Source organism: Xanthomonas sp. NCPPB 3582 (genome assembly GCF_041475735.2).
Lineage (GTDB): Bacteria > Pseudomonadota > Gammaproteobacteria > Xanthomonadales > Xanthomonadaceae > Xanthomonas > Xanthomonas codiaei.
On the sequence record NZ_CM192968.1, the window covers coordinates 3,381,049 to 3,405,669 of the forward strand.

The window sequence follows — 24,621 nt, forward strand, 5'->3', positions numbered from 1 at the left end:
ACCTCGGCATCGCAGCCTCGTAGCAGCGCACCCGGGCGCGATGAAGCTTTCCCGGTAACGCCCTCGCGCCCAGGTGCGCTCCTGCGCAGGGCTGCGCGCTGGTCTGCCACCACTGCCACATCTCACGCGCATCGCAGGCTCGGCATGGGTGCACCAGCTACAGCGCATCGGCACACCGCTGAGCAACCCGTGCCGTAGATACCGTCTTGCCCCTCACCTGGCAAGGGCTTTCTGTGGGTCAAATGCGGTGCCCGATTTGAGGACGCCATAGACCAGATGCAGCAGCTTGCGCATGGCGGCGCAGACGATCTGCTTGCCGTGTTTGCCGCGTGCATGCAGACGCTGTTTGAGCGCGGTGATCACCGGGTTATGACGTATGGCGACCAGGGCTGGCATGTACAGTCCGGCGCGCAGCCGCGCCGAGCCGGTGCGGGAGATGCAGACCTTGCCCTGATACCTGCCTGATTCGTGCAGGCGCGGGTTCAGGCCGGCGAAGGCCGTCACCGCGCCCGCGTCGGCGAAGCGGCTTACCGGGCCCAGCTCGGCCAACAGCAGCGCAGCGCTGATGTCGCCGATCCCGTTGATACTGGTCAGCAGATGACGCTGCTGACGCAGGTCCGGGTCTTGGTCGATGTGATCGTCGATGGCCTGCTGGATCTCGTTGATCCGGGCTTGTAGATGCGCGATCAGCCCCTGGATCGAGGGTTGCACGTCTGCGGGGGCAACCTCCAGCCGGTTGCGCTCCATCAGCAGCATCTCCAGCAGGTCATCGCGGCGACGCACCAGCGCCTTGAGCGTCTTCAGGGCCGGTGGATCGGGCTGCCAGGCGCGCAGCTGGTCGCGATGGCGCAGCCCGTAACTGGCGATCAGCTTCGCATCGCTGCGGTCGGTCTTGACCCGCCGCAACTGGCTGCGCGCATACAGCGCCACCTGCGCCGGATTAAGCACGCACACCCGATAGCCGCACTCGTGCAGGAACTCGGCAAGTGCTTCGTGATAGCTGCCGGTGGCCTCCATCACCACCCAGCTATCCGGCTGCGCGTGGGTGCGCAGCCACGCGTGCAGGGCAGCAAATCCCTTGGGATCGTTGGCGAGCTTGGCCTTGGTGCGGTGCTTGCCATTGGCCAGCTCGATGGCCAGATCCACGCTGTGTTTGGCGACGTCGATGCCCACGATGGGGGACATGGAAACCTCCTGAAATCAGATGGACGACGATCAGCGCTGGTCCAGGTCCTGCCTTGTGATGCGAGTTCACGCCTGTGGCGGACTCTTGATACCGTCCGGACACCGAGGGCCAGCAGTTGCAGATGCAGAGCCGATCTACGATACAAGCTCGAGGCTTAAGGAGCGCATGGGCTTCTTGCATCTGCTCCGATGATCAGTCGGAAGACATAACGCTGTTATGCGGCCATGTCCAGATACAAGGAGCGCACCCGGGCGCGAAGAAGCTTTCCCGGTAAGGCTTCGTCGCGCCCGGGTGCGCTCCTACCTACATGTTGGGCTTCACGCCCCGCGGGATCACGCGCCCAATGCGCGCTCGATGTCGGCCGCGATGGCTTCGGGCTTGGTCGTCGGCGCGTAGCGCTCCAGCACCGCGCCGTCGCGGCCGATCAGGAACTTGGTGAAATTCCATTTGATCGCTTCGGACCCCAGCACGCCGCGTTGTTCGTGCTTGAGCCACTGCCACAGCGGATGCGCGCCGCTGCCATTGACCTCGATCTTGGACGACAGTGGAAAATCCACCGAGTAATCCAGCGAACAGTACTGCCGGATCTGCGCCTCGTCGCCCGGCTCCTGATGTCCGAACTGATCGCAGGGGAATCCGATCACCACCAGCCCGCGCTCACGGTAGCGCTGCCATAGCGCCTGCAATCCGGCGTATTGCGGGGTAAAGCCGCACTTGGACGCTACATTCACTACCAGCACCACCTTGCCCAGGTAATCGCGCATGGACTGCGTGCGACCATCCAGGTCGGTGAATTCGAAGCTGGAGAGGTTGCGCATGTCTGGCTCGATGATTGCGAAGGCCGCAGGGTAACGCGTTGCCTGCGTTGCTGCAGCGCAGCTGTACGCCGCCGAAGGTCGCCATGCGGCACGTCCTGCGCGCTCCAGGCACGCCGGAGAGCGCTTTCCGCACACCCCCGGTCCGCGCACGATGCCCCGGCAAAACGCCACGGCAGCACGCTGCGCTACGGCCCCGCCCGCCTTGCCAGATCGTCAGCGCCCGCCCTGCCCTGCGCACAAACGCCGCCCGGGCATGCCTTTTGTCACAGGCCTGTGCGGGCCAGCTGGGTTAGCCTCGGCGGTTCGCACTTTGGAGCAACCCTCTTGACCACCCGTCTCGCTTTTGCCCTGGCCGCTTCCCTGGGACTTGCCATGCCGTCCTACAGCATCGCCGCGCCTGCCGCCACGCAGGCCTCCACCCAAGCCAACCCCTTCTTTGCCGACAGCACCCTGCCGCTGCACTACCCGCAGTTCGAAAAGATCACCGACAGCGACTTCGCCCCCGCCTTCGATGCCGGCATGGCCGAGCAATTGAAGGAAGTGGACAAGATCGCCAACCAGAAGGCCAAGCCGAGCTTCGAGAACACCATCATCGCTCTGGAAAAGAGCGGCGCCACCCTCGACCGTGCCACCACCGTGTTCTTCAACCTGGTGGGTGCCGACACCAACGATGCGCGCAAGAAACTGCAGGCCGATTATTCGGCCAGGTTCGCCGCGCACCGCGATGCGATCTCGCTCAACGGCAAGCTGTTCGCGCGCATCCAGACCTTGTACGACCAACGCGCCAAGCTGGGACTGGATGCGCAAGGCGTGCGTCTGGTCGAGAAGTACTACAGCGACTTCGTGCGCGACGGCGCCAAGCTCTCCGATGCGGACAAGACCACGCTCAAGGCGATGAATGCCGAGCTGGCCAAGCTGGGCACCACCTTCAGCCAGAACGTGCTGGCCGAGGTCAACGCCGCCGCGGTGGTGGTGGATGACGTCAAGCAGCTCGACGGCCTGTCCGAACAACAGATCGCCGCTGCGGCCGAAGCGGCCAAGGCGCGCAAGCTCGAGGGCAAGTACGTGATTGTCCTGCTCAACACCACCGGCCAGCCGCCGCTGACACAGTTGAAGAACCGCGAGCTGCGCAAGAAGATCTACGACGCCTCGGTGTCGCGCGGCAGCCACGGCGGCCAGTACGACAACACCGCGCTGGTGTCGCGCATCATGAAGCTGCGTGCCGACAAGGCCAAGCTGCTCGGCTTCCCCACCTACGCTGCCTATTCGCTGGAAAACCAGACCGCCAAGACCCCCGAAGCGGTCAACGCCATGCTGGGCAAGCTGGCACCGGCGGCGGTGGCCAATGCCAAGCGCGAAGCCGCCGACCTGCAGGCGATGATCGACAAGGAACAAAAGGCCGCACGCAAGCCCAGCTTCAAGCTCGAAGCCTGGGATTGGGCGTACTACAGCGAAAAGGTACGCCAGGCCAGGTACAACTTCGACGAGTCGCAGCTCAAGCCGTACTTCGAACTGAAGAACGTGCTGGAGAACGGCGTGTTCTACGCCGCCACCCAGGAATACGGCCTGACCTTCAAGCAGCGCACAGATCTGCCGACCTACCGCGACGACATCACCGTCTACGACGTGTTCGATGCCGACGGCAAGCAGCTGGCGATCTTCATCGCCGACATGTACGCCCGCGAATCCAAGCGCGGTGGCGCCTGGATGAACTCCTATGTGTCGCAGTCGGAGCTGACCGGTTTCAAGCCGGTGGTGGCCAACCACCTCAACATTCCCAAGCCGCCGGCCGGCCAGCCGACGCTGCTGACCTGGGACGAAGTGACCACCATGTTCCATGAGTTCGGGCATGCGCTGCACGGCATGTTCTCCGACGTCAAATACCCGTATTTCTCCGGCACCAGCGTGCCGCGCGACTTCGTCGAGTTTCCCTCGCAGGTCAACGAGATGTGGGCCGACGAGCCGTCCATCCTGAAGAACTACGCCAAGCATTACCAGAACGGCACGCCGATGCCGCAGGCCTTGCTGGACAAGGTGATTGCCGCATCCAAGTTCAACCAGGGCTTTGCCACCACCGAATACCTGGGAGCGGCGATGCTGGACCAGAACTGGCACCAGATCAGCGCCAGCGACGTGCCCGATGCGGCCGGCGTCATGGCGTTCGAGGCCAAGGCCCTGCAGCAGGACGGCATTGCCTATGCGCCGGTGCCGCCGCGCTACAAGACCCCGTATTTCAGCCACATCATGGGCGGCTACGCGGCCGGCTACTACGCCTACATCTGGTCCGAAGTGCTGGATGCCAATACCCAGCAATGGTTCAAGCAACACGGCGGCCTGAGCCGCGCCAACGGCGACCGCTTCCGCAAGACCTTGTTGTCGCGTGGCGGCAGCGTGGATGCGATGGAACTGTTCCAGAACTTCGCCGGCCATGCGCCGCAGATCGAACCGTTGCTGGAAAAGCGCGGCTTGAGTGCGCAGGGCGGCGATGGCGCCACCCCGGAAACACCGCAGTCCAAGCCGTAATCCGGCCTGCAGCCTTGCTTCAAACACAGCGCCGCCCGGAGCGATCCGGGCGGCGCTTTTGCTGCAGGCAGAGGCGGGGCATGCCGCACGCGAGGCACTGGCCGCCTGGCGAAAACCAGTGCGTGACTAAAGAGCAGCTGGCAAAACGACTGCGCATCGCCAGGCGGGCGCAGTCGGTGCTTGGTGCTTGGTGCTTGGTGCTTGGTGCTTGGTGCTTGGTACGGCATGTACCACGCGTACACTGCGGTTCCTCTGCGCCGTCCGCATCCATCTGACGACCGCTAGCTACGTTTTGTTGGCCGCTCTAAGGCTGGCAAGTTGCGTGTATTGCCGTCTTGCGAGGTTCGGGTACCGTCCCGCCAACCGGCCCGGATGCACTGACCGCTGTCAGGACTCCACCGCGTCCACGCCATCGAGCAGCTTCTTCAACAACTTCTCCAGGCGCACCTGTTCGGTATCGCTGATGCCGGCCGTTTGCGCATTCAACAGCGTGCACGCTTCCGGCAACAGGCTATCGATCAAGGCCAGCCCTGCCGGCTGCAGGGTCAGTACGATCTTGCGGCGGTCGTCGGGACTGGCGCCGCGGGCGATCAAGCCCTTCTCGCACAGCTGATCGGTGAGCCGGGTGATGTTGGCCGGTTTCTCGCTGGCCGCCTCGGCCACTTCGGTGGGCGTGATGGCCTGTTCCGGCGTGCCATAGAGCATCATCAGGATTTCGTATTCCGGCGGACTGATGCCGTACGGCTTGAGCCGCACGCAGGCTTGCGTATGCATTCGCTTGTAGAGATGCTTGACCAACCTCACCAGGACGGCCGGTTCCCGCGGAAATTCCGGGTAACGCGCGCAGGTGTGGTCCACGCGGTTTGCGGTTGGATCGAAACTACTCATATCACCCGTTGGAATACATTACAGAATTGTCGAGCCATTCAATCACATCGACTGCGGGGCGATACATCAGCGAGCGAAGAGATGTGCATATTCCGGCGCGACCCACGGCAGCAATGTGGATGCAGCGACGTCGGCGGTTTGCGTGCCATCCGAATACGGCCCCACCTGATACGGAGGAAACACGAAACGCAATGCGGTGATCTGCCCGGCTGCATCCAAGAGCGGGACGAACTGCGCGAAGTTGTCCACCTGCGCGGCAGTGCCCTCGGCGATCATGCGATCGGCCGAGGCCACCTGTTCGGCCTGTTCTTCGATCGGCACGCGGTCGGCTGCCACGCGTTGCGTGGCAGCGGCATGCAGCTGTGCGGCCACCGCGCTGCCGATCTTGCCCCATCCTGCCGCGTCAGGAATCAGCGCCTGCGCAGTCAACTGCTTGCGCTCCTTGACCAGCCACACGAAGCGCGCCACCAATGGCTCGCCATGTGCGCCGCCGGTATAGCGGCTGCCGTCGGCAGAGATCACGATCAGGTCGGCGGTCTGCAACACCGTTTCGAATGCCAGCGACAATTCGTAGGGCGCGGCGGGCTTGTCGTTGCCGAGACCGGAAACGGCCTGCATCAATTCGCTGCGCGCGTCCTGCGCGTACTTGCGGATCAACGCGGTCAGTTCCGGATAGGCATCCAGGCCCCGCGGATAGCTGATACCCACCATGTAGGCAGGCGCGTGCTCGATCACATCTTCCAGCGGGCCGCTCTGCACCATCGCCGGCTCGACCGGCGGCGGCGGTGCCACGGCCGCATCGGCCGCCGGCTCGGCCGGCTCAGAGGTTGCCGGTTCGCGCTGCGTACAGCCGGTCAGCAGCGCCAGCACCAGCAGGCCCCGCACCCCATTTCCTGCTAACAACCGACCCATTCCCACCCGCTCCCCTGATTGACTTGCCGCTGCGGCCGTCAGGCCAGCAGATCCTGAAACTGTGGATGTCGACGCATATAGGCCTGCGCATAACTGCACGCGGGTACCACCTTGAGCCCGGATGCACGCGCAAACCCCAGAGCGGCCTCAACCAATGCGCCGGCGATCCCGCGCCCGGCGATCGCCTCCGGCACCAGCGTGTGAGTGATGGTCATGCCTGCACTGCCGCGGCGGTAGACCAGCTCGGCACGGTGTCCATCGGCGTCTACGACGAAATGCTGCTGTGTCGGGTCGTGATCGACGTGCACTGTCGCTGCCTCCATCGTGATTGGCGCCGCTGCCAAGTGCGGTCAGTGTGACCAGCGCGGCGCCGCGCCTGCGTGAAAATGAATCCACGCTGTGAACGGCCGCCCGGCTTGGCGATGCGCTGCTCAAGTTCGCTGCAGCAGCGCCGATAGCTGACTCGAAGGCGCTCGCTGCAACCGGTCTCCGGCATGCCTGGCGCCCTCGTCTCACCTATGAGGAGTCACCGCATGCACAACGATTCGGCAGGAAACAACGCGCAGAGCGACAGCTCGCTGCTGGAAGGGCTGTTACAGTTCGCCATCGCTGGCGACACCCATAATCCCGACTTCGCGCAGCTCAACGACACGGTGTATCAGCGCCTGCAGCAGGCCTACGGCGCGGTGTCCGGCTCGGCACTGGCCACCGATCAGAAACGCACCGCGGCCTGAGGCCGGCACCGCCGCATCCGCCAGGACCCGTCGTGCACCACCGCGGTCCTGGCCGGTTTGCCGCACGCCCCCGCCGGCCACGGCTCAGCCAAAGCGCGGGTTGGAGAGCTGGTCCAGGAAGATCTGCAGCACCCTTGGCTCCATGATCAGCATGAACATCACCCCGAATGCCGCGCCGGCCAGGTGCGCGCTGTGGTTGATGCGATCGCCGCCGCGGCGGTCCATCCACAGGCTGTAGCCCACGTAGAACACCGCATAGATGATCGCCGGTGCCGGAATGAACAGCACCAGGATGATGGTCCACGGCTGCAGCAGGATGAAGGCGAACAGCACCGCCGACACCGCACCGGAGGCGCCCAGACTCAAATAGTTGGGGTTGTTCTGGTTCTTCAGGTAGCTGGGCAGGATCGACACCACCAGCGCGGCCAGATAGAACAGCGGATAGGTCAGCATGCTGCCGGTAAGCTGCAGCATCACCTTCTCGATCACCCGGCCGAAGAAGAACAAGGTGATCATGTTGAAGACCAGGTGGCCCAGGTCGGCATGGATGAAGCCGTAGGTCACCAGCCGGTCGTATTGCTTGTGCTTGTCCACGGCCGGCGGCCACAGGATCAGGCGGTCGTTCAACTTGCGGTTGTTGAACGCCATCCAGGAGACGATGCCGGTGATGGCGATCAAGATCAGGGTAATCATGCGGACCTCAGGCAGAACGGTAATTGTCGACCATGCGATAACCGCGCGCATACAGGCCGAAGGCCAGTGCCGCCAGGAATGCGAAGGCCGCGAAGAAGAACATCAGGAACGCCGCTTCGCTGAGTCCAGTATCGGCGATATGCGCGGTCACCGTCTCGTTGCGCACCGCCACGTTCGATAGCAGCACCCACAGGTTGCCGACCGTGGTGGTCAGATACCAGAAACTCATCACCACGCCCTTCATCGATGCAGGCGCCTGGCTGTAGGCGAACTCGATACCGGTGGCCGACACCAGCACCTCGCCGAAGGTGAGCAAGGCATAGGGCAGGATCTGCCAGGCGATGTGCATCGGCTCGCCGCCATCCATCACCACCTGGATCGCTCCCACCACGATCCAGGCCACGCCGCTGAAGGCGATGCCGCTGGTCATGCGCCGCAATGGCGTGGGCTCCCAGCCAACCCGGCGCAGCAGCGGGTACAGCACCAGGTTGTTGAACGGGATCAACAGCATCACCAGCAACGGATTGATCGCCTGCATCTGCGAGGCGGTGAACCAGGCCGGCATGGTCATCTCGCGCCCCTGCAGCACCCAGGTCGAGGCCTTCTGGTCGAACAGCGAAAAGAACGGCGTAACCAGCGCGAAGATCACCAGCACCCGCAGCAGCGCGCGCCCGCCTTCGACCGCGGTATCGGGATGGATGCCGCGCGCACGCTCCAGCTGCCACCAGGTGCCGCCGCCGATGCCGGCCAGCAACAGCACCAGCGCAATGCACAGGCAGATGACGATGCCCAGCGGCTCGATCCAGGCGAAACTCGCCAGCGCCAGCACCACCGACAATGAGGCCAGCACCAGGCCCGGACGGCCCTGCCCCGGCACGCGCGTCAGCAACGCGGTGCGCACCACCGCGCCGAATCCGTGCGGGTCCTTCGGCGGCAACGGCACCCGCACGTAGCGGTTGCGCCCCAGCCAGAACACCAGCGTGGCCACGAACATCAGGATGCCGGGAATGCCGAACGCCCAGGACGGCCCCAGGTTCTTCAGCGCCAGCGGAATCAGCAGCGAGGCGAACAGCGAGCCGAAATTGATGATCCAGTAGAACGCGTCGAACACCACCTTGGCCAGGTGCTTGTTGGACTGGTCGAACTGGTCGCCCATGAACGAGGCCACCAGCGGCTTGATGCCGCCCGCGCCCAGCGCGATCAGGCCCAGCCCGACGAAGAAACCGCTGCGGCTGCCTTCGAACATGGCAAGACACGCATGCCCGGCGCAGTAGACCAGGCTGAACCACAGGATGGTGTTGTACTTGCCGAACAGCCGATCGGCCAGCCAGCCACCCAACAGCGGGAAGAAATACACCCCGATCATGAAGCTGTGCAGGATGTGCTTGGCTTCGGCCTCGCGGCCCGGGCCGCCGATCTCCTGCAACAGCAGCGAGGTGATCAGGAACTGCACCAGGATGTTGCGCATCCCGTAGAAGCTGAAACGCTCGCAGGCTTCATTGCCGATGATGAAAGGAATCTGGCGCGGCAGGCGCGCGCCGGCAGTGGGGCCGGGCAAGGTCGTGGTAGTCAAAGGCGGTCCGGTCGAACTGGTGACAGGCCCTATCGTACCGGCGTCAGCTGCCTGGCCGCCATGCGGCGGGTGTGGCTGCATCCGTGAGCTTGCCAACGTCGCGCCGGAACGACGGTGGATGGGTCCAGCACAGGGGCAACACACGCCTGCCGATTGCGACGCGCCAGGTCGTCGTGGCCGCTCGAACGATGCGCGCATGCCGCAGTGCAGATTGGCCTGCCGCGCCGGCTCGGCTACATTGCAAACGTTTTCCTGAAACACCGGACCGCTGGATGCCCCGCTACACCCGCCTGGCCTTGGGCCTGTTGTTGTCGACTTCCGTTTCCACTGCGCTTGCCGCCGCGCCGCTGACCACCGTGGCCGAGCGCAGCGGCTTTATGCAAACCGGCCGCTACGACGAAGTCGTCGCGCTGTGCGATGCCTTTGCGCAGCGCTATCCACAGGCGGTGCGCTGCACGCAGTTCGGCACCACGCCCGAAGGCCGGCCGATGAAGGCGCTGGTCGTCTCCACCAGCGGCGCACTGGATGCAGACGCCGCCGCGCAACGCAAATTGCCGGTGGTGCTGATCCAGGGCGGCATCCATGCCGGCGAGATCGATGGCAAGGACGCCGGCTTCCTGGCCTTGCGCGAGCTGCTCGAGGGCAAGGCCGGCAAGGGTGTGCTCGACAAGCTGGTGTGGGTATTCGTACCGGTGTTCAACGTCGATGGCCATGAACGCTTCGGCGCCTGGAACCGCCCCAACCAACGTGGCCCGGAGCAGATGGGCTGGCGTACCACCGCACAGAACCTCAACCTCAACCGCGACTACGTCAAGGCCGATGCGCCGGAAATGCAGGCCATGCTGCAGCTGGTGCAGCAGTGGGACCCGCTGATGTATGTGGACCTGCACGTCACCGACGGCGCCAAGTTCGAGCACGACGTGTCGGTGCAGGCGGAGCCGGTGCATGCCGGCGATACCGCCCTGCAGCGCGATGGCACCCGTTGGCGCGATGCGGTGCTGGCCGACCTGCGCAAGCAGGGCTCGCTGCCGCTGCCGTATTACCCCTCCTTCGTGCGCGAGGACGATCCCGCCTCCGGCTTTGCCGACGACGTGTCGCCGCCGCGCTTCTCGCATGGCTATTTCCTGCTGCGCAACCGCTTCGGCATGCTGGTGGAAACGCACTCGTGGAAGGATTACCCCACGCGCGTGCGCATCACCCGCAACACCATCGTCTCGGTGCTGCAGCAGGCCGCCAGGCACGGCACCGCCTGGCGCGCCGATGCGCTGGCCGCCGACCAGCGCGCCAGCCGCCTGGCCGGCACGTCCGAACCGCTGAGCTTTGCGGCCGGCCTCAAGGCGCGCACCGTGGCATTTCGCGGCTATGCCTACACGCGCACGCCCTCGCCGATCTCCGGCGCACTGATGACGCGCTACGACGAGAACACACCGCAAATCTGGAACGTGCCGCTACGCGATCAGATCGCCCCAGATGTGGTGGTCGACGCGCCGCGCGGCGGCTATCTGGTGCCGGCCGCGCAGGCCGCCTTCGTCGCAGAGAAGTTGCGCCTGCACGGCATCGCCTTCCGCACCATCGACAGTGCTGCCGACTACCCGGTGCAGAGCTTCCGCGCCGAAGACACCCGTTTTGCGGCACGTTCCAATGAAGGCCATCAGACCGTGGAGGTCAGCGGGCAATGGCGCGAGGAACGCCGCGCCGTCCCGGCCGGCTCGCTGTTCGTGCCGATCGCCCAGCCCAAGGCGCGGCTGGTGATGGCGATGCTGGAACCGCAGGCGCCGGACTCGTTGCTGCAGTGGGGCTTTTTCAATACCGCCTTCGAACGCAAGGAATACATGGAGGCCTACGTCGCCGAAGACGTGGCGCGCGACATGCTGGCCCGCGATGCCGGCCTGAAGGCGCAGTTCGAACAACGTCTGGCCAACGACACGACCTTTGCTGCCGACCCGCAGGCGCGGCTGGAATTCTTCGCCAGGCGCCATTCCTCCTGGGACGAGCGCTATCAGCTGTATCCGGTGCTGCGGACCGCGCAGACCGACTTCTGACGGCCCCGCCAGTCCGGCGAGCGGCCAGGCGCGCCAGAGCGCCATCCGATCCGGGCACCGCGGTGCCCGACCCGTTTCGACACGACCCCGCAGTAGAAGGACAGCCTGTGCCACATCCCGATATGAAAACGTTTACACACCCCACCCCCTGTTCGCGCCCGCTGATGCTGGCGTTGGTGATGAGCCTGGGCATGGCCCTGGCTGCGCCGGCGGCGGTGGCGCAAACGGCAGCGGCGCCGCAGCCTTGGATGGATACCGCACTGACGGCCGACCAGCGTGCCGACCGGCTGCTCGCCCAGATGAGCGAAGACGAAAAATTCCAGATGCTGCGCAGCTACTTCGGCCTGGGCACCGACAAGATCCCCAAGCCCGAGGGCGCGTTGGGCTCGGCCGGCTATGTGCCCGGTATTCCACGGCTGGGCGTCCCCGCGCAGCAACTGGCCGATGCCGGCGTCGGCGTCACCAATCCCGGCGGCATCCGCAAGGGCGACTACGCCACCGCGATGCCGTCGGGCACGTCCACCGCGTCCAGCTGGAATCGACAGCTGGCCTTTGAAGGCGGCCGGACCATGGGCCGCGAATCCTGGCAGCAGGGCTTCAACGTGCTGCTGGCCGGCAGCGTCAACCTGCAGCGCGACCCACGCAACGGCCGCAATTTCGAATATGCCGGCGAAGACCCGCTGCTGGCCGGCAGCATGGTCGGCGAGTCGATCCGCGGCGTGCAGAGCGCGCATGTGTTGTCGACGATGAAGCACTTCGCGCTCAACGACATGGAAACCCGGCGCAACTTCCACAGCGCGCAACTCGGCGAGCAGGCCATGCACGAATCGGACCTGCTGGCCTTCGAGATTGCGCTGAAGATCGGCGACCCTGCCTCGGTGATGTGCTCCTACAACAAGATCAATGGCATCTACGGCTGCGAGCACGATTACCTGCTCAACCAGGTGCTCAAGCAGGAGTGGCACTACCCCGGCTACGTGATGTCCGATTGGGGCGGCGTGCACAGCGGCTCCAAGGCCGCGCTGGCCGGGCTGGACCAGCAATCGGCCGGCGAAGTGTTCGATGCGGCGGTGTTCTTCGATGCGCCGCTGCGCATGGCGGTGGGTGCCGGGGTGGTGCCGCGTGCGCGCCTGGACGACATGGTCAAGCGGGTCTTGCGCAGCTTGTTCGCGCATGGCGCATTCGATCACCCGACCCAGCGTCAGCCCATCGATGGCAAGGCCGGGCAACTGGCCGCGCAGCATGTTGCCGAAGAAGGCAGCGTGCTGCTGCGTAACGAGCAAGCCACCCTGCCGCTATCCAGCCAGCTGCGCCGCATCGCGGTCATCGGCGGCCATGCCGACAAGGGCGTGATGTCCGGTGGCGGCTCCTCGCGCGTGGACTACACCATCAACGGCGGCAATGCGGTGCCCGGCCTCACCCCGACCACCTGGCCGGGCCCGGTGATCATCCATCCGTCTTCGCCGCTGCAGGCGCTGCGCGCCGCATTGCCGAACGCGCAGATCGACTACGTGGATGGCAAGAACCGCGCCGCTGCCGCACGCGCGGCCAGGGCCGCCGATGTTGCGATCGTGTTCGCCACCCAGTGGGCGGCCGAATCGGTGGACCTGCCGGACATGCAATTGCCCGACAACCAGGATGCCTTGATCGAGGCGGTGGCCAAGGCCAACCCCAAAACCACGGTGGTCCTGGAAACCAACGGACCGGTGCGCATGCCCTGGGCCGAGCGCGTGCCGGCGGTGTTGCAGGCGTGGTACCCGGGCATCGGCGGCGGCGAGGCGATCGCCAACCTGCTCACCGGCGCGGTGAATCCGTCCGGCCACCTGCCGGTGACCTGGCCGGTGGACGAATCGCAGCTGCCGCGTCCGTCGATTCCCGGCCTCGGCTTCAAGCCGGCCAAACCCGGCGAGGACACCATCGATTACAGCATCGAAGGCGCCAACGTCGGCTACAAATGGTTTGCCGCACGCAAGCTCACCCCGCGTTACCCATTAGGACATGGCCTGTCGTACACCCGCTTCGACATGGGCAACCTGCAGGTGGACGCAAACGGCAGCACGCTCACCGCGCGTTTCGACATGCAGAACACCGGTGACCGCGAAGGCGCTGCAGTACCGCAGCTCTACCTCGTGCTGCCGGAGGGGCACACCACCCCGCTGCGGCTGATCGGCTGGCAGAAGCTCACGCTCAAGCCCGGCGAAAAGCGCCGCGTGCAGGTGGTGGCCGAGCCGAAGACGCTGGCCGATTTCGACGCGAAGGCACGGCACTGGAAGATCGCAGCGGGCACGTATCGCGTGCAGCTGGCGCGCTCGGCCAGCGAACCGGTGCAGAGCGTGGAGGTCGCCTTGCAGGCCACGCAGCTGCCGTAAGCGGCGATGGCGGGCGCATGCCGCGGGCCTGCGCCCATGGCGGCGCTGTCCGGATCACGCACAGCGCGGGCAACGGCAACTATTTTTTGCAAAAGATGCGTTGACAGCCGCGCCCGCAGCTTGCACAATTCGCCCCCTGAGTCGCCCAGGTGGCGGAATTGGTAGACGCACTAGCTTCAGGTGCTAGCGGGGGCAACTTCGTGGAGGTTCGAGTCCTCTCCTGGGCACCACGACTCACGGTAGATCGTAAAAAACCTCGCTTCGGCGGGGTTTTTTTCGTTTGGGGCATTGGCTGGGTATTGATGACGTCATGTCGTACCGGCACTGACGCGCGGCCACGTGCACCGGCGTTGCGCAGTGGCGACCATGCTGATGCAGGACCGCGGACCGGTCGCAGAATGGGATAGCCCTGCGCGCGCCGCTGGCCGTGAGCGCAGTGGGCGTTCTTGCCGCCACACCCATGACGCATGTAGGCCAGCCGCGCGGACCTGCATGCGCATCATCGCCCCCGTCTACTTACCGGCGACTTGCTCCTGATAATCGGTCAGGTAATGCTCGGGATTGATCTGCTCGGCGGCGCCGGCATCGTAGCCCACGCGTATCGGCTTCGGAGCGCCAGGCAGATACAGCTCGCCACTGCCTTCGTCGAGGATCAGTAACACATACGGCCGTCCTTTGAGCTGGATCGTGTAGCGCATGTCCTTCTGTGTGGCAGCGGTCGTCGCCAACAGAATCCTGTTGTCGATCTCGCTGTCGGCGCCGGTCACCTGCACCAGCGCCTGGTTCCGATCGCGCGGCCCATAACGCAAGGTCGATACCATTTGACCGTCGCTCGAACTGTAGGCCTTAGCCTGCTTGGCGACCTCCGGGCGCGCCGCCGCATGGGTCGGCGGGACGATGCCAAGACAGAGGATAGGGAGGAGCAGTACAGCGGCGGAGACACCGCGCAGCCGGGATAGAGACATCGTCGAAGCTTCCTTGTGATGGTCAAACGCAGGCGGCATGCCCGCGCACTGCGCGGCCCGTGCCCCTGTCAGCAACAGGACCGCACGCGCCGCGACCCGGCATGCTACCCCAGGCGAGCGCAGCCCCACCTGCTCAACGCGATATCAGTACGCTGGGGCTCCCCGCTCAGGGGCGCGCCCGATGACAGAGGCGCACGGCAGCGACACGCTGCCGCGGATTTCAGCGTGTACATCCCCACGCGCCTGCGGGATTACGGGAGGACTGGAAACGGATCAATGCCCGCCAGCCGCCGCCGCGCCACCGGCGCCCGCACCGAATGGCGGCTTGGCCAGCCACAGGAAGAAGATGATCGCCAGGAAGGTCCAGCCCAGCAGGTAGAAGATGTCGTTGAAGCCCATCTGCGAGGCCTGGTGGTTGATCATGTTGTTGAGAAAGGCCGCACCACGTTGCAGGTCGCCCTGCCCCATCGCGGTGACCTGCTCCTGCATGCCGGGCGTATAGACCGAGATGTGTTCGGTGATATGCGCATGGTGCACCTGGGTGCGGCGCGCCCACAGATAGGTGGTCAGCGAGGCGGCGAAGCTGCCGCCCAGCGTGCGCAGGAAGGTGGCCAGGCCCGAGCCTGCCGCAATCTCGCGACCATCCAGATCCGACAGCAAAATCTGCAGCACCGGCATGAAGAACAGCGCCACGCCCACGCCCATCACCAGCTGGATCGTGGCCACATGGGCGAAGTCCACCTGCAGGTTGAAGTTGGAGCGGAAGAAGCTGGTGAACGACATGAACACGAAGGCGATGGTGGCCAGCATGCGCAGGTCGAAGCGCAGCGCGTACTTGCCCACGAACGGGGTCATCAACACCGGCAGGATGCCGATCGGCGCGGTCGCAAGGCCAGCCCAGATCGCGGTATAGCCCATGTCGCGCTGCAGCCATTGCGGAATCAGCAGGCTCACGCTGAAGAATGCCGCATACGCCACCACCATCGCCAAGGTGCCGGCGCGGAAGTTGCGATGCCGGAACAGCTTGAGATCGACGATGGGATCCTTGTCGGTCAGTTCCCAGATCACGAATACCACCAGCGCCACCGCGGCAACGCAGGCCAGCACGATGATCTTGTCCGAGGAAAACCAGTCTTCGTCGTTGCCCAGGTCCAGCACCAGCTGCAGCGCACCCACGCCCACCACCAGCAGGATCAGGCCGATATAATCCATGCGCGGCGTTTCCAGCTGTTCGGGACGATGCCGCAACTGCGAACCGACGATGCTGCTGGCGATGATGCCCAGCGGAACGTTGATCAGGAAGATCCATTCCCAGCTGTAGTTGTCGGTGATCCAGCCGCCCAGGATCGGCCCGGCGATCGGCGCCACCACCGTGATCATCGCCAGCAACGCCAGCGCCTGGCCGCGTTTTTCGCGCGGATAGATCGACACCAGCAGGCTCTGGGTGATGGGATACATCGGGCCGGCTACGAAGCCTTGCAGCGCGCGTGCGACCACCAGCATGCCCATGCTCTGCGCCAGGCCGCACAGCAGCGAGGCGATGGTGAAGGCCAGCGTGGACCACACGAACAACTTGGTTTCGCCGAAACGCCGGCTCAGCCAGCCGGTCAGCGGCAACGCGATCGCGGTGCTCACCGCGAACGAGGTGATGACCCAGGTGGCCTGCTGCGAACTGGCGCCGAGATTACCGGCGATGGTGGGCAGCGAGACGTTGGCGATGGTGGTGTCCAGCACCTGCATGAACGAGGCCATCGCCAGGCCCACGGTGCACAACGCCACGCTCGCCGGGCGAAAGCCGGCCGCGGGCGCCGGTGCCGCCGGGCCGCCGGACGCGGTGGGGGCTTGCGAAGACATGCTGGCTCAGCCCGCCTTGGTGGCAGCCTGCGTCGGCAGGTTGTCCTGGATGATGCGATGGATGTCGGCGTCGGCGGCCTGGAGCTGCTGCGCATACACGTCGGTGGAAAACACCGCGCCGGTGGCGGCCTTGGCCGGCAGCACACGGCCCTGCTGGTCGCGCAGGTTCACATCGACCTTCATCGACAGGCCGATGCGCAACGGGTTGCTGGCCAGCTGCTTGCTGTCCACCACGATGCGGACCGGCACGCGCTGCACGATCTTGATCCAGTTGCCGCTGGCGTTCTGCGCAGGCAGCAGCGAGAACGCGCTGCCGGTGCCCAGGCCCAGGCTTTCGATGCGACCGGTGTAATCCACGCCACCGCCGTACAGATCCGAATGCAGCTCCACTTCCTGGCCCAGGCGCATGTGCTTGAGCTGGGTTTCCTTGAAGTTGGCTTCCACCCACACCTGCTCCAGCGGCACTACCGCCATCAGCACGCTGCCCGGCTGCACGCGCTGGCCGACCTGCGCCGAGCGCCGCGCCACATAGCCGGACACCGGCGCCACCACCCCGGTACGCGCGTGGTTGAGATAGGCCTGGCGCACCTGCGCGGCAGCGGTCTGCACGTCCGGCTGGCCGGCCAGGTCGCTGTCGTCCACCAGCGCGCGATTGCGCTCGAAGCTCTCGCGCGAACCGCTCACCGCGGCCTCGGCGGCCGCCAGTTCTTCGCGGGCATGCGCCAGTTCTTCGTTGGAGATGGCACCGCTGGCGGCCAGATCCTTGCGGCGGGCAAAGTCGGCACGCGCACTGCGCAGGGTCACTTCGCGCGCAGATACTTCGGCCTGCGCACCTTCCACGCTGCGGTACAGGCCGCGCACCTGGCGCACGGTCTTGGCCAGATTGGCTTCGGCCTGCTGCAAGGCGACCGCGGTATCGGCCGGGTCCAGCTGCACCAGCAGCTGGCCGCGCTCCACGCGCATGCCGTCTTCGGCGCCGATGCTGACCACGGTGCCGCCCACCATCGGGGTGATCTGCACCTGGTTGCCCTGCACGTAGGCGTCGTCGGTGTCCTCGTGCCAACGGCCCACCAGCAAGTACCACGCCACCAGGGCGATGATCGCCAGGATCACCACAATGGCCACGATGCGCAGCGCCGCACGGCGCTTGCCGGGTGCGCCCGGCGCGGGTTGGGAAGAAGCAGGAGTCGTCTGGCTCATCGTCGATGTCTCAGGAATTCGGTTGTGCGGAAGTGGGCGCGGTGCGTGCGGTGTCGCGTGCGGGCTCCGGCGTGAATCCGCCGCCCAGTGCACGCTGCAGCCTCACCGAGGCCAGGAGTTGTTGCGACTGCAGCCCGGCCATGCGCTGGCGTGCAACGAGCAGCTGCTCCTGCACGCTGAGCACTTCCAGATAGCTGCCGATGCCGGCGCGGTAACGCTGCTGGGCGAGCGCGAAGGCCGCGCCCGCCGTCTGTACGACCTCGTCCTGCGCCTGTGCACGCTGCTGCAGCGAACGCACGGCAGTGACCTGGTCGGCCACTTCATGCAGCGCGGCAATCACCTTCTGGTTGTAGTCGGCCACCGCCAGGTCGTATTGCGCATCGCTGCCGGCCAGGTTGGCGCGCAGCTTGCCGCCGTCGAAGATCGGCAGGCTCAGCGCCGGCGCCACCAGCCCGAACACCGAGCCGCTTTCCAGCAGCTTGCCGACATCCGGGTTGACCGCCCCGCCCAGCGCGGTGAGGTTGAGGCTGGGATAGAAGCGGGTCTTGGCGACCGCGATGTCCTTGTCGGCCGCCTCCACCCGCCAGCGCGCCGCCACCACGTCCGGGCGACGGCCCAGCAGATCGGCCGGCAGGGTGCTGGGCAGCTGCGTGGCGAGCCCGGCGCCCAGCGTCGGGCGCGCGATCTGCAGCCCGCGATCCGGGCCCTGCCCGACCAGCGCGGCCAGCGCGGTGCGCGCTTCGTCGATCTGCTGCTGCGCGGACTGCAGCTGCTGCTGCGCGGCCGGCACGCGCGCCTGCGCCTGACGCACCTGCAGGTCGCTGTCGATCCCGGCACCACGGCGTTGCTGCGTCAGCTCCAGGGTCCGCTGCGCGCGGCCCAGCTCGTCGCTGGCCACATCGTGCAGGCTCCACGCGTAGGCCAGTTGCGCATAGCCTTCGGCGATCGCCGCCGACAGATTCAGCCGCGCCGCCTGCGCATCCACTTCGGCCGCGTGCGCCTGGTCGACCGCCGCTTCCCAGGCGGCACGCTTGCCGCCCCACAGATCCACGCCATAGCGGAAGTCCAGCACCACCTGCGCACTGCCGCCGTAGCTGCCACCCAGTTCGTCGCCGACCATCGATTCGGGCAACTGCAATCCGGTGTAGCCGCCGGACACCGACAGGCTGGGGCCGCGCTCGGCCTGCGCGCTGCCGATGCGCGCCTGGGCCTGGCGCAGCCGCGCATCGGCAGAGGCCAGAGTGGGGCTGTGCTGCAGGCCTTCGGCAATGAGGGCGTCCAGCTGCGCATCGCCCAGCGCGCGCCACCAGTCGCTGGCCGGCCAGGCGGCCGGACTCAACCCGGCCTGCGCCAAGGTGCGCTCGGCATGCACGTCGCCGGGCTGCAGCAGGCTGCCTTGCGGCGCCAGGCTACGGCTGCTGGCGCATGCAGCCAGCGCCAGGGTCAGCGCGGTGAGGACGAGCGGCCGCGCCAGGCGCATCGAGCGCGGGCGCAGCGTCTGAAGGAGGCAACTAGCAGCGTTCATGAGTTGAGTGCATCGCGGACACGGATGAGAAGAGAAGTGAGTTGCTCGCGCTCGGGTTCCGACAGGTCGCGCAGGCCGTACTCGATGGCACGTTCGCCGCGCAGGCGCAGGCGCTCCCACAACGCCACGCCCTGCTCGGTCATGACGATCTGCAGCGCGCGCCGATCCTGAGCGTGCGGCTCGCGTCGCACCGCGCCGAGCGCTTCGAGCTTGTCGAGCAGGCGGGTCACCGCGCTCGGGGTCTGGTCCAGCGCCAGTGCCAGCTCGTTGGCCGTACACGGCGAACGCACCGACAGCACCTTCAGGCCGACGTAGTGGCTGAAACCGAAGTCGGGCAGTTCGCCCTTCATCTCGGCATCGAGCTGACGCATCAGCGCGTCGCGCACCTGGCGCAACAACAGGCCGAACGACGGCGAGGGGGTGGAGGGTGGATTCATGGCCGACATTTTGTTCCGAAAAATATATTTGTCAACGCAAATATGTTACCCGGGATTAAACCGCTCGCAAGGATCGTCACCTTACGCGCCGCTGCGGCTGGCCCGGTAATACAATCGGGCCAATGACTATCGAAAACCCGCCAACCTCAGTCGACGCCTTGCCGCCCGGGGTCAGGGCCAGCTTCGAGTGGGCCGACGGCCCGGTACTGATTGCCTTCCTGGCCGAGCTGCGCGCGGTGTGGGCGCCGGAAACCGCCTGGCACGCACACGTGCGTGGCCAGCTGATGTTCGTGGAGCACGGCGTGCTGACCGTGCATACCGAACAGGGCACGCTGTCGTTGCCGCCGGGCTGCGCCGGCTGGATGCCGCCGGGCCGGCAGCACACAGCCGAGCTGGCCGGGCCGCTGCGTGGGTGGGGCGTGGCGATACGGCCGGATGCCTGCCATGCCCTGCCCGGGCAAATCGGCGTGATCCGCCTGACCGCGCTGGCGCGCGAGGCGATCATGCGCGCCGCCAGCTGGCCGCTGGGTCAGCCGCTGGATGCGGCCCAGCAACGCCTGGCCGCGGTGCTGCTGGACGAACTGTGCCAGGTGCAGATCGACCACCTGCATCTGCCGATGCCGGCCGACCGTCGGCTGCTGCGGATCGCCCGCCAGCTGCTCGACACCCCCGCCGACCCGCGCTCGCTGGAAGACTGGGCGGGCTGGGGTGGGCTGTCGCCACGCAGCCTGAGCCGGCATTTCCGTACCGAAACCGGCCTGAGTTTTGCGCAGTGGCGGCAGCAGGCGCGGCTGGCCGAAGGTCTGCGCCGGCTCAGCCAGGGCAGCACGGTGGCGCAGGTCGCCGACCAGCTCGGCTACAGCAGCCCCAGCGCCTTCGTCAGCGTGTTCCACCGCCATTTCGGCGCCCCGCCCACGCGCTATCTGGCCGGCGGCCACGCGCGCGGCTTGGCATCCCCCGCCGCATCCGGATAATCGGCGCTCTTCGAGTCCGCGCCCTGGCGCGGATTCTTCTTCACGCAGGACCTGGCTTTACATGACCGATCTGACCCGCCCCACCTTCCATGGCTTCGAACAGCTGCCGCTGCGCGAGTACGCCGAACGCGCCTATCTCGACTACTCGATGTACGTGGTGCTGGACCGCGCCCTGCCGTTCCTGGGCGATGGCCTGAAACCGGTGCAGCGCCGCATCGTCTATGCGATGAGCGAGCTGGGCCTGAACGCGGCCGCCAAACCGAAGAAGTCCGCGCGCACCGTGGGCGATGTGATCGGTAAGTACCATCCGCATGGCGACAGCGCCTGCTACGAGGCGCTGGTGCTGATGGCGCAGCCGTTCTCCTACCGCTACCCGCTGATTGAGGGCCAGGGCAACTTCGGTTCCACCGACGACCCCAAGTCGTTCGCAGCGATGCGCTACACCGAATCCAAGCTGACCCCGATCGCCGAAGTGCTGCTGGGCGAGATCGGCCAGGGCACCACCGACTGGGCGCCCAACTTCGACGGCACCCTGGAAGAACCCACCTGGTTGCCGGCGCGCCTGCCGCACCTGCTGCTCAACGGCACCACCGGCATTGCGGTGGGCATGGCCACCGATGTGCCGCCACACAACCTCAACGAGATCGTCAGCGCGCTGCTGCGCCTGCTCGACGATCCCGATGCCAGCGTCGCCGACCTGTGCGAGCACGTGCTGGGCCCGGACTACCCGACCACCGCCGAGATCATCACCCCGCGCGCGGACCTGCGCGCGATCTACGAAACCGGCCACGGCAGCGTGCGTGCGCGCGCCACCTACAAGAAAGAACACGCCAACATCGTCATCGATGCGTTGCCGTATCAGGTCTCCCCGTCCAAGGTGATCGAGCAGATCGCCCAGCAGATGCGCGCCAAGAAGCTGCCATGGCTGGAAGACATCCGCGACGAATCGGACCACACCAGCCCGGTGCGGGTGGTGCTGGTGCCGCGCTCCAGCCGCGTGGACGCCGAACAGCTGATGGGCCACCTGTTCGTCACCACCGATCTGGAACGCAGCTACCGCGTCAATCTCAACGTGATCGGCCTGGACGGCCGCCCGCAGGTCAAGAACCTCAAGCACCTGCTGAGCGAATGGCTGAGCTTCCGCAGCGATACGGTTACCCGCCGCCTCAACCATCGCCTGCAGAAGGTCGAGCGCCGCCTGCACCTGTTGGAAGGCCTGTTGGTCGCCTTCCTCAACCTGGACGAAGTGATCCGCATCGTCCGCAGCGAGGACGAACCCAAGCCGGTGCTGATCGCGCGCTTCGCGCTGAGCGAGGAACAGGCCGAATACATCCTGGAAACCAAGCTGCGCCAGCTGGCGCGCCTGGAAGAAATGAAGATCCGCGGCGAGCAGGAAGCGCTTGCCAAGGAACGCGCGCAGATCCTGGCCATCCTGGACAGCAAGGCCAAACTGAAGAAGCTGATCAAGGACGAACTCACGGCCGACGCCAAGAAATTCGGCGACGCACGCCGCTCGCCGCTGGTGCAACGCGGCGCCGCCCAGGCCATCGACGAAACCGAGATGGTCGCCAGCGAACCGATGACCGTAGTGCTGTCGGAAAAAGGCTGGGTGCGCGCGGCCAAGGGCCACGAGGTGGATCCGGCCGGCATGTCGTATCGCGATGGCGATGGCCTGCTGGTGGCGGTGCGCAGCCGCAGCACCCACCAGGTGGCCTTCCTGGATTCGGACGGCCGCGCCTATTCCACCGCGGTGCACACCCTGCCCTCGGCGCGCGGTAACGGCGAGCCGCTGACCGGGCGGTTCTCGCCGGCCTCGGGCGCCGCGTTCCAGGTCATGGCCAGCGCCGACAACGCCACCCGCTTCGTGCTGGCGTCCTCGCACGGCTACGGCTTCGTCACCCGCTTCGAAAACCTCACCGGCCGCAACAAGGCCGGCAAGGCGATGCTCAATCTCACCACCGGCTCGCACGTGCTCATGCCGGCACAGGTGAGCAACCCGCAGACCGACCGCATCGTCGCAGTCACCAGCGCCGGCAACCTGCTGGCGGTGCCGGCCACCGAGGTACCCGAGCTGGACAAGGGCAAGGGCAACAAGATCATCGAGATCCCCAAGGCCAAGCTCGGCACCGAACGCGTGGTGGCGGTGGTCGCGGTGGCCCCGGGCAATACGCTGCTGGTGCGCAGCGGCGCACGCACCATGAGCCTGTCGTTCAAGGATCTGGACGAGTATGTGGGTGCGCGGGCTAGCCGTGGGTCGTTGTTGCCGAGAGGGTGGCAAAAGGTGGATGGGCTGGAAGTGCAGTAACGGCTTTTCATTCACCCGGCGCGCAGCGGCGCGGCTGATACTGCGGTCGCCTCAGGCTGCTGAGGCGCGGCAAAAGGTGGATGGGCTGGAGGTGCAGTGACGGTGATTCACTCGTCTGGCGCGCGGCGGCGCGGCTGATACTGCAATCGCCTCAGGCTGCTGAGGCGCGGCCACGAGAGCTGGAGCTATCTTGGCCACGGCATCATGGTCGACACGGATTTTTGCGGCCTGGTGCATTACGACCAGGCCTGTGCCGATGCAGAGGGACTGCTGCTCATTGCGCGTCTGCCAGTCAGTTGAATCCTGCAGCGACGCGACTCGATTCCCACAATCGCTGTAACGGCCCGGCTAAGAGCGGCCAACAAAACGTAGCGAGCGGTCGTCAGGTGGGTGCGGACGGCGCGGAAGAACCGCAGTGCAGGAGTGGTACATGCCGCACCGAGCACCGACCGCGCCCACCTGGCGGTGAGCGCAGTCGTTTTGCTAGCTGCTCTAAAGCACCGCACACGGTTCGGCGAGCCCTCCTCCTCCTGACATGCGATGATGCAGCCGGCGATCTGATCGATGCGCCTGGCTGCAAAACCCATTCCAATCCCCGCAACATCGAGCAGGCCCGCCGCGCTGCGCGCGCAGGCGCGATTTTTTCGCAAGCGCGCGACGCCGCATCGCGTTGCACCAACACGACCAGACCATGGACACAGACTTCTGGCTGCAACGCTGGCAGGACGGACAGACAGGCTTTCATCAGGACGAGGTCATGCCGTTGCTGCAGAAGCACTGGCCCGCACTGCAGCTACCACACGCTGCACGCGTGTTGGTGCCGCTGTGCGGCAAGACCCTGGACATGCACTGGTTAGCCGCGCAAGGCCATCGCGTCCTGGGCGTGGAGCTGTCGCCGCTGGCCGTGACGCAGTTCTTCGCCGACGCGGGCCTGCAGCCGCAGCGCCATATCAGCAGCGCGGGCGAGCATTTCATCGCCGGCCCCATCGAGATCATCTGTGGCGACGCATTCGCGCTCGATCGCAGCGTGCTGGCCGATTGCCAGGCGGTGTACGACCGCGCGGCGCTGGTGGCCTTGCCCGCCGACCTGCGCCGGCAGTATCTGCACACGACCTATGCGCGCCTGCCGACCGCTTGCCGCGGACTGCTGATCACCCTGGACTATCCGCAGGCCGAAAAAGCCGGCCCGCCCTTCGCGGTGGATGCCGACGAAGTGCACGCGCTGTTCGATGCGCAGTGGCAGGTGCAGCAACTGGAACAGCGCGACATCCTCGAGCAGGAACCGCGCTTTCGCGCCGAGGGCGTCACCGCGCTGACTACGGCGGTCTATCGCCTGCAGCGCAACTGAGCGCGTCGACCGTCGGGGCGATGGCCCGGCACGGCATCGATCGTCCGGCGGCGATCACCTTGGGCATGTGCGCGGGCAGCGCGCACGCATGCCAAGTTTCGGCGCGACACCAGGTCTGGCGAGTCCGTGACCAATGGCCGGCTGCCATTGGCCTGCACGCGGCATCGCCAGTGCGACGCGGCCGAACCACCGCTACAGCACGTCTGCACGGCGTGCCAGCGTCATCGGCGCCATGCGGCATTACACCGCGCGGCGGTCGGGTCCCGCCCGGCTGA

At 66.1% G+C, this 24,621-nt stretch carries 19 protein-coding genes, 1 tRNA gene and 2 other RNA genes; 9 read left to right on the plus strand and 13 right to left on the minus strand.

The genetic code is table 11. The features are described from left to right. Positions 1–213 precede the first annotated feature (213 nt). Together ACCQ05_RS14210 and ACCQ05_RS14215 are read right to left on the minus strand one after the other, a co-directional pair. Positions 214–1,185 carry an IS110 family RNA-guided transposase gene (locus tag ACCQ05_RS14210; protein WP_104544391.1) on the minus strand — a complete coding sequence of 324 codons (972 nt, stop codon included), beginning with the start codon at positions 1,183–1,185 and terminating at the stop codon, positions 214–216. A gap of 333 nt (positions 1,186–1,518) precedes the next feature. Next, positions 1,519–2,004: a glutathione peroxidase gene (locus ACCQ05_RS14215; protein ID WP_372391014.1), complete on the minus strand. Its 486-nt coding sequence runs from the start codon at positions 2,002–2,004 to the stop codon at positions 1,519–1,521. Between the two features lie 324 nt (positions 2,005–2,328). Here ACCQ05_RS14215 and ACCQ05_RS14220 point away from each other — a divergent pair, with 324 nt between their 5' ends. Then, on the plus strand, positions 2,329–4,527 hold the full coding sequence (locus tag ACCQ05_RS14220; RefSeq protein ID WP_372391016.1) for a M3 family metallopeptidase: 2,199 nt from the start codon (positions 2,329–2,331) through the stop codon (positions 4,525–4,527). 225 nt (positions 4,528–4,752) lie between these two features. Beyond that, positions 4,753–4,828, plus strand: a non-coding RNA gene (locus ACCQ05_RS14225) — sX9 sRNA. 86 nt (positions 4,829–4,914) lie between these two features. Here ACCQ05_RS14225 and ACCQ05_RS14230 read toward each other — a convergent pair. The 3 genes from ACCQ05_RS14230 to ACCQ05_RS14240 all read right to left on the minus strand — a co-directional run bounded on the left by ACCQ05_RS14230 (position 4,915) and on the right by ACCQ05_RS14240 (position 6,650). Continuing rightward, entirely contained in the window at positions 4,915–5,415 is a 501-nt protein-coding gene (locus ACCQ05_RS14230; RefSeq protein WP_104542610.1) for a MarR family winged helix-turn-helix transcriptional regulator, read from the minus strand. Positions 5,416–5,481: 66 nt separating this feature from the next. Next, positions 5,482–6,327 (minus strand): DUF3298 and DUF4163 domain-containing protein, encoded by an 846-nt coding sequence (locus ACCQ05_RS14235; RefSeq protein ID WP_372391018.1) that lies wholly within the window; start codon positions 6,325–6,327, stop codon positions 5,482–5,484. A gap of 38 nt (positions 6,328–6,365) precedes the next feature. Beyond that, positions 6,366–6,650, minus strand: coding sequence for a GNAT family N-acetyltransferase (locus ACCQ05_RS14240; protein WP_372391020.1), 285 nt, complete (start codon positions 6,648–6,650; stop codon positions 6,366–6,368). Positions 6,651–6,860: 210 nt separating this feature from the next. Between ACCQ05_RS14240 and ACCQ05_RS14245 the strand changes: the two genes are divergently transcribed. After that, positions 6,861–7,061, plus strand: a complete 201-nt coding sequence (locus ACCQ05_RS14245) for a hypothetical protein (RefSeq protein ID WP_104542616.1) — start codon at positions 6,861–6,863, stop codon at positions 7,059–7,061. Positions 7,062–7,145: 84 nt separating this feature from the next. Here ACCQ05_RS14245 and ACCQ05_RS14250 read toward each other — a convergent pair whose 3' ends face one another. Beyond that, a complete protein-coding gene (locus ACCQ05_RS14250) occupies positions 7,146–7,754 on the minus strand; it encodes a rhomboid family intramembrane serine protease (RefSeq protein ID WP_104542618.1) in 609 nt (202 codons plus the stop codon). A gap of 7 nt (positions 7,755–7,761) precedes the next feature. Further along, positions 7,762–9,327 carry a POT-type proton-dependent oligopeptide transporter gene (locus ACCQ05_RS14255; RefSeq protein WP_372391022.1) on the minus strand — a complete coding sequence of 522 codons (1,566 nt, stop codon included), beginning with the start codon at positions 9,325–9,327 and terminating at the stop codon, positions 7,762–7,764. Positions 9,328–9,599: 272 nt separating this feature from the next. Between ACCQ05_RS14255 and ACCQ05_RS14260 the strand changes: the two genes are divergently transcribed. From ACCQ05_RS14260 to ACCQ05_RS14270, 3 genes are all read left to right on the plus strand, one after another. After that, positions 9,600–11,369: a M14 family metallopeptidase gene (locus ACCQ05_RS14260; RefSeq protein ID WP_372391024.1), complete on the plus strand. Its 1,770-nt coding sequence runs from the start codon at positions 9,600–9,602 to the stop codon at positions 11,367–11,369. A gap of 179 nt (positions 11,370–11,548) precedes the next feature. Further along, a complete protein-coding gene (locus ACCQ05_RS14265; RefSeq protein WP_372394104.1) occupies positions 11,549–13,738 on the plus strand; it encodes a beta-glucosidase family protein in 2,190 nt (729 codons plus the stop codon). Between the two features lie 143 nt (positions 13,739–13,881). Then, positions 13,882–13,968, plus strand: a tRNA-Leu gene (locus tag ACCQ05_RS14270). A gap of 282 nt (positions 13,969–14,250) precedes the next feature. Here the strand turns inward: ACCQ05_RS14270 and ACCQ05_RS14275 are convergent. The 5 genes from ACCQ05_RS14275 to ACCQ05_RS14295 form a co-directional block, all read right to left on the minus strand. Beyond that, the gene (locus tag ACCQ05_RS14275; RefSeq protein WP_228962425.1) at positions 14,251–14,703 is read right to left on the minus strand and encodes a hypothetical protein; all 453 of its coding nucleotides are present in this window, start codon (positions 14,701–14,703) and stop codon (positions 14,251–14,253) included. Between the two features lie 273 nt (positions 14,704–14,976). After that, positions 14,977–16,557 (minus strand): DHA2 family efflux MFS transporter permease subunit, encoded by a 1,581-nt coding sequence (locus tag ACCQ05_RS14280; protein WP_372391026.1) that lies wholly within the window; start codon positions 16,555–16,557, stop codon positions 14,977–14,979. Between the two features lie 6 nt (positions 16,558–16,563). Further along, positions 16,564–17,757 (minus strand): HlyD family secretion protein, encoded by a 1,194-nt coding sequence (locus tag ACCQ05_RS14285; RefSeq protein ID WP_372391028.1) that lies wholly within the window; start codon positions 17,755–17,757, stop codon positions 16,564–16,566. A 10-nt stretch (positions 17,758–17,767) separates the two neighbouring features. Further along, positions 17,768–19,282, minus strand: a complete 1,515-nt coding sequence (locus tag ACCQ05_RS14290) for an AdeC/AdeK/OprM family multidrug efflux complex outer membrane factor (protein ID WP_372391030.1) — start codon at positions 19,280–19,282, stop codon at positions 17,768–17,770. Then, positions 19,279–19,719: a MarR family winged helix-turn-helix transcriptional regulator gene (locus tag ACCQ05_RS14295; RefSeq protein ID WP_104542707.1), complete on the minus strand. Its 441-nt coding sequence runs from the start codon at positions 19,717–19,719 to the stop codon at positions 19,279–19,281. Before ACCQ05_RS14295 ends, ACCQ05_RS14290 begins: the two co-directional genes overlap by 4 nt. 122 nt (positions 19,720–19,841) lie before the next feature. On the opposite strand from ACCQ05_RS14295, the gene ACCQ05_RS14300 reads away from it, so the two are divergent. Next, positions 19,842–20,693, plus strand: a complete 852-nt coding sequence (locus ACCQ05_RS14300; protein ID WP_372391032.1) for an AraC family transcriptional regulator — start codon at positions 19,842–19,844, stop codon at positions 20,691–20,693. A gap of 61 nt (positions 20,694–20,754) precedes the next feature. Beyond that, complete coding sequence (gene parC, locus ACCQ05_RS14305; RefSeq protein WP_372391035.1) at positions 20,755–22,998, plus strand: DNA topoisomerase IV subunit A; 2,244 nt, start codon at positions 20,755–20,757, stop codon at positions 22,996–22,998. 356 nt (positions 22,999–23,354) lie between these two features. Here parC and ACCQ05_RS14310 read toward each other — a convergent pair. Then, positions 23,355–23,430, minus strand: a non-coding RNA gene (locus ACCQ05_RS14310) — sX9 sRNA. A 259-nt stretch (positions 23,431–23,689) separates the two neighbouring features. Between ACCQ05_RS14310 and ACCQ05_RS14315 the strand changes: the two genes are divergently transcribed. Next, positions 23,690–24,346, plus strand: a complete 657-nt coding sequence (locus tag ACCQ05_RS14315; RefSeq protein ID WP_372391037.1) for a thiopurine S-methyltransferase — start codon at positions 23,690–23,692, stop codon at positions 24,344–24,346. Positions 24,347–24,621: the final 275 nt, after the last annotated feature.